Here is a 4,868-nt window from a genome sequence, read left to right on the forward strand (position 1 = left end):
CCCGGAGATCGCGACCCTCATCGCCAGCGTCCAGCGCCTGTCCGATGCCGACCGCCGCCACGTCACCGCACTCGTCGAGTCCCTCCTGCGAAGCAACCCTGACCGCGACGCCCCGACAGACTCCGGTTCCGGCTCCGGCGGCTGATGGGCGGTGTCGGGCCGTTCACCGCCCGGCTCCGAGGATCCGCAGCCATCTGATCACCGTGGCCACCGTCTGGTAGTCGAGCTCGGCGATCCGGGTGACGGCGGGGAGGTCGGTCATCCGTACCGTGACACAGGCCGCGTCCAGGGCACAGTGCAGCATCACCTGGTGCGCCTGAGTGGCCGGCAGGTCCCCTTCCATGCGCATCTGGGGGCGCAGCAGCGAGGAGATGGGCAGCGGGGGCGTGGGGTGTTCCAGGGACATGTTCCGGTTCCTTTCAGGACGGGGTGCCGTCACCGGGGCGTCCATGGATACCGGCCCGGCGTATGAGGAGTTCCACCGTCCCGTGGCTGACGGCGATCTCGTACGTCTGGGTGAGTTCGCGGTGGATGCGCCGGTATCCGTGGGTGGCGCCGGAGTCTGCGTGGATGGTGGTGATGAGTTCGGTGAGCCAGGTGTGACGGATCGACCGGGCGGAGGGACGGCGGGCGCGCCAGGTGAAGTAGCCGGACTCGGTCACTCCGAGCGCCCGGGTGGCGGTGCGCACGGGCAGCCCTTCGCCGGCCATCACGTGAACTGCCTCGAATCGCCTTTTGGGGACACCACATCGCACAGCAGCTCCGTCGCGCGCCGGAGGGCGGCGAGCTCGGACTCCAGCTCGGCGATACGCCGGCGTGCGGCCCTGAGGTCCATGCCCGTGGAGGGCTTGGGCCCTCCTCTGCTGAGATGCGGCAGGTACCGGCGCCGCCACTGGTAGACCGTCTGGTCGCTGAGGCCGAGAGCGACGGCGACCTTCTTCACGGGCTCGCCGTCGGCCAGTAGATCCAGGGCCTTGCGGCGCAGTTCGGGCGGGTATCGCATGGATTGCATGGGTGTCATCCGTGGGGAGGTCGGCCCCGGGTCCGGGAGAGCAGGCCCGGGCCCGGGGAGGCGGTGGGCTCCGTGGGTACGGAGCTCGGGGGCTAGTCGATGTGACGCCGGAGGGAGACTGTGGGCCGCAAGACCAGCGAGTTGACCGTCTCGCCGCGCGGCGCGGCCGCCACCGCCTGCTGGAGAAGGCTCACGACCTCGGCGGCCAGGGCGTCGGCGTGGCTCTTGACGACGTCGATCGGCTCGCGGCTGCGTTCCAGCGCGGCCAGCCGCCCTTCGTACCCGGCGAGCTTGTTTCTGGTCGGCGAGCTCAGAGTGAACCGGTACGGGGTCGAGACGATGAACTGGTAGGCGCCGGCGAAGGTCTCGCAGCCCTCGCAGTGGTCGTTGATGGCCTTGCTGGTGTTCGAGGCGTTGAGGCCCGCGACCCCGTTCGTGGTGACGACCTGGAAGGACAGCGCGATCGACCGGCAGGGCACGTCGATCGAGCAGCCGACGGAGCGGGCGATCGCCCGGTTGCGTACGCCGGCGCCCACGACCGTGCCGAGCTGATGGATCGAGAACTCCTCGTCGTGGTCGACGCGGTGTCTGGGGTTGGCGAGGGACCGTGCCTCGTCCACGGCGATGCCGACGCCACCGGTGATGCGGGATCCGGTCGTCGCGCCCGCGGGGGTCACGGTGGCAAGGCCGGTCAGACAGACGGTGGTCAGCATGCCCAGGCGCATGGCCGTCCGGCCGACTGTGCCGGTGCGTGGTTTACGGTGGCTCACTGAAGTTCTCCTTTTGCGGGTGTATGAGCGGCACGGGGCCGGGGAGGTCCACCGGGGTTCGCGGCTGTCTATCGGGGGGTTCTGGGCCCCGTGGATCACCAGGTGGAGGGGTCGGGGAAGCTCTCGGTGGGCAGTGGCAGGGAGGGGCTTGACGAGGGCGCGGCCGACGGCGAGGGGCTCGATGTACCGGCCGAGGGGCTGGGCTCGGGCGGCGCCGGACTCTGCCTGCGGGTCGGGGGCGGGCTCGACGTCGCCTTCTTGGGTGTCGGGGCGGCCGTCTTGGTCTCGTCGTCGGCCGAGGGGGAACCGCTCGCCGTGTCGGCCTCGTCGGACGAGCTGGCATCGGGCGTCGGCGAGAGCAGGCTCGCCTCCGGCGACGGGCCGGTGAGGTCGGGGGATTCCGGCCGGGCGTCGTCCTGCGGCGCCTCGTCCGAGGCCGACGGCGTTGCCGCCGCGCGGAGCGTGGGCACGCCGGGCTGGAGAATGGGGATGATGGGCGGCCGTGGCGGCAGCGGCTTGGGTGTCACCCCGCCCATCCATGCCGCGCCGAGCGCGCTGGCCGCGGTCAGTACGCCGGCGCAGATGACCAGGCGCAGCCGGAGGTTTCCCTCGGTGGCGCGGAGGGTTGCCCGCACGAGCCGCCCGGTCAGGCGCACGGCGAGATACGCCGCGCCGGCCAGGGGGCAGAGGATCATGAACCCTCCGACGACGCCGACGAGTCCGGCCGCGATCTGCCCGTCGGCGAAGGCGAACCAGGTTCCGGTCGCCTGCTCGACCAGCGAACGCAGTCCGGTTTCGAGTAGGCGCGGGAGGTTCCACAGGGCGTAACCGAGCTCGGCGAGGATCAGCGGCACCATGGTCAGCACCCAGCTGGTCACGATGACCCGTGCGGAGCGCTTGAGGCCGGCCACCTGCGGGGGGACCGGCCGACCCGGCAGCATGCTCAGGAGGATGGGTTTGATCTTGCCGTAGAGGTCGGGGATTCCTGCGAGGTCACCGAGGATGTAGTAGCCGTCCAGTCGGACCGCCGGCATTAGTTGTTCGAGGATCTCGAAGTGCACCAGGTAGACCGCGCCGAGGAAGAAGGGCTGGCCGGTGAGGAGGTAGGCGCCGGCCAGCCCTAGTAGGAAGACGACGTTGAAATAGACCCCGCCCAGGTCGGTGCGGATCCGGCCGGCCCGGTTGATGCGGTAGACGTCGGTGACGTCGGTGTACATGGAGGGCCAGATCAGGAAGAGGCCGAACCCGATGCTTCCGGGTCGCGCGCCCCCGTACCGGCAGGCCGAGGCGTGACCGAACTCGTGGAACACGAGCGAGGCTACGATCAGCGCGAAGACGGCCAGCATCAGGACGGGTTGCTCCAGTACTTGGAGCACCGGCTGCATCGCTCCGTGGAAGCCGAACAGCCAGACGTCCAGCACGGTGACCGCCGCCAGCACCAGGGCCACCACCGCGGGCCGGTGCAGCCAGCCCAGCGCCCTGGCGATACGGGCGACCTGCCGCTCGCGGAAGATCACCCGATGGCCCTTGAGGACCAGGAGGAGGTCGGACCGGGGGCCGGCGACGACCTGCTCGTCCGCCTGTCCGAACGGGACGGTGAGGCCGAGCGGTTGGAGCTTGTGCTCCACGAGGTAGTGGATGTTGTCCGCGCTGAGCTCGCGCCCGAAGCGGCCGCTGACCCGGTGGGAGATGGCCTCGGTGTCGCGTACGCCGTCGATGGCTTCGACCACGAGATAGAGCAGCGGGGAGAGCTGGACCACCTGTCCGTCCTCCCGGCGGACCAGATACTTGCGTTCTGTGAAGCCGGATCCCTGGTACTCGCCCAGGCGTTGAAGCCCTGTTCCGAGTCGCGGGACGGGGAAGAGCGGTTCCTCGTACACGTCCCCAGGAAACGTTTTGTCTGCGTCCCGGACCACCGTCCCCATGGGAGCGGGGTCATGGGCCCCCTGACCGTTGGCCATCGTCCTGCCCTCCCTCCCCGGTGCGGACCGCGTCGCCACGAACACGGCCCGCACGCGTCGGGTGCTGCTACTGGCTGATGTTGATGGTCTGGTTGGCCTCGGAGGAGGCGATGGCCTCGGGGGAGTTGACGTTCGCCGCCAGCGAGTTGTTGTGGGCGTCGACGTAGGCGACGTGCCGTGTCACGTTCGTCGTCTTGACGAAGTTGAACTTCAGCCGGCCCAGGGCCTCACGGCCGGGCAGCAGTTCCGCGGACTCTTCGTTGAGCTGTTCGTTGTTCATGGTGAAACCTCTTTCGGGATAAAGGGTGGGTTACTGGTGGACGTTGATGGTCTGGTTGGCCGCGGAGGCGGCGATGGCCTCGGGGGAGCAGGCGTTCAGCGCGTACGAGTTGTTCTGGGCCTGGACGTAGGCGACGTGCCGTGTCACGTTCGTCGTCTTGACGAAGTTGAACTTCAGCCGGCCCAGGGCCTCACGGCCGGGCAGCAGCTCTGCGGATTCCGCGTCCAGCTCACGCATGCCGAGCATGGTGGTTCCTTTACTGAATGGGCATGGAGGGTCACATACGATCTCGGACGTCCATCCATGCCGGACGATCTGTCTGACGAGATTGGACAGTAGACCGTTCAAGAACCTCGGACAACCACTTCACGCACATCGCCCCCCACTGGACACATCGCCCATCGACGGAAACAGCAGGCAGGAGGGCGAATGACCGGATGCGAACTCCGCCCGACGCGCGTCGCGCCCTCACTCGATTGGCTCAACTCGGAGCCGTCCGACCCATGTTGCGCGGCTCCACCATGGCTATCCTCTCGACCCTCAAGGCGGGTGAACCGCCTGAAACCTCCGCGAGAGGGGTGCACGTGCTTGTCGTCCGTGGAGTGTCCGCGACCGCCGTCGTACGGGGCAGGACGGGGGAACCGGTGGTCCTGCTCTCCGGCGAACTCCCCGAAGCCCTCACCCCCGCAGCCCGCGACGAACTACTGAATCTGGCCGCCGCGGTGCTCGACGCGGAGGAACTGGGGCTGTTCCGGAGCTGCCTGTCCGCATTGCACTGTGGCGAGAAACTCGACGAACGCCGCATCGAGGTGAGCGGAGCCGTCCTCACCGTCTACCGAAGCTGA

At 68.8% G+C, this 4,868-nt stretch carries 8 protein-coding genes; 1 reads left to right on the plus strand and 7 read right to left on the minus strand.

Annotated features, from left to right (window positions below):
• Nucleotides 1–163: 163 nt before the first annotated feature.
• The 7 genes from AC07EJ_RS45930 to AC07EJ_RS45960 all read right to left on the minus strand — a co-directional run bounded on the left by AC07EJ_RS45930 (nt 164) and on the right by AC07EJ_RS45960 (nt 4,269).
• Complete coding sequence (locus AC07EJ_RS45930; RefSeq protein WP_389490858.1) at nt 164–406, minus strand: hypothetical protein; 243 nt, start codon at nt 404–406, stop codon at nt 164–166.
• A 13-nt stretch (nt 407–419) separates the two neighbouring features.
• Nucleotides 420–689 (minus strand): IS3 family transposase, encoded by a 270-nt coding sequence (locus AC07EJ_RS45935; protein WP_389490855.1) that lies wholly within the window; start codon nt 687–689, stop codon nt 420–422.
• Nucleotides 690–709: 20 nt separating this feature from the next.
• Nucleotides 710–1,012, minus strand: a complete 303-nt coding sequence (locus AC07EJ_RS45940; RefSeq protein ID WP_389490853.1) for a helix-turn-helix domain-containing protein — start codon at nt 1,010–1,012, stop codon at nt 710–712.
• A gap of 92 nt (nt 1,013–1,104) precedes the next feature.
• Complete coding sequence (locus AC07EJ_RS45945; RefSeq protein WP_478886530.1) at nt 1,105–1,782, minus strand: hypothetical protein; 678 nt, start codon at nt 1,780–1,782, stop codon at nt 1,105–1,107.
• Between the two features lie 95 nt (nt 1,783–1,877).
• Nucleotides 1,878–3,743, minus strand: a complete 1,866-nt coding sequence (locus AC07EJ_RS45950) for a zinc metalloprotease (protein WP_478886531.1) — start codon at nt 3,741–3,743, stop codon at nt 1,878–1,880.
• 67 nt (nt 3,744–3,810) lie between these two features.
• The gene (locus AC07EJ_RS45955; protein WP_389490846.1) at nt 3,811–4,023 is read right to left on the minus strand and encodes a hypothetical protein; all 213 of its coding nucleotides are present in this window, start codon (nt 4,021–4,023) and stop codon (nt 3,811–3,813) included.
• 30 nt (nt 4,024–4,053) lie between these two features.
• Entirely contained in the window at nt 4,054–4,269 is a 216-nt protein-coding gene (locus AC07EJ_RS45960; RefSeq protein ID WP_389490843.1) for a hypothetical protein, read from the minus strand.
• Nucleotides 4,270–4,607: 338 nt separating this feature from the next.
• On the opposite strand from AC07EJ_RS45960, the gene AC07EJ_RS45965 reads away from it, so the two are divergent.
• On the plus strand, nt 4,608–4,868 hold the full coding sequence (locus AC07EJ_RS45965) for a hypothetical protein (RefSeq protein WP_389490839.1): 261 nt from the start codon (nt 4,608–4,610) through the stop codon (nt 4,866–4,868).

The organism is Streptomyces sp. NPDC045026 (assembly GCF_056432625.1).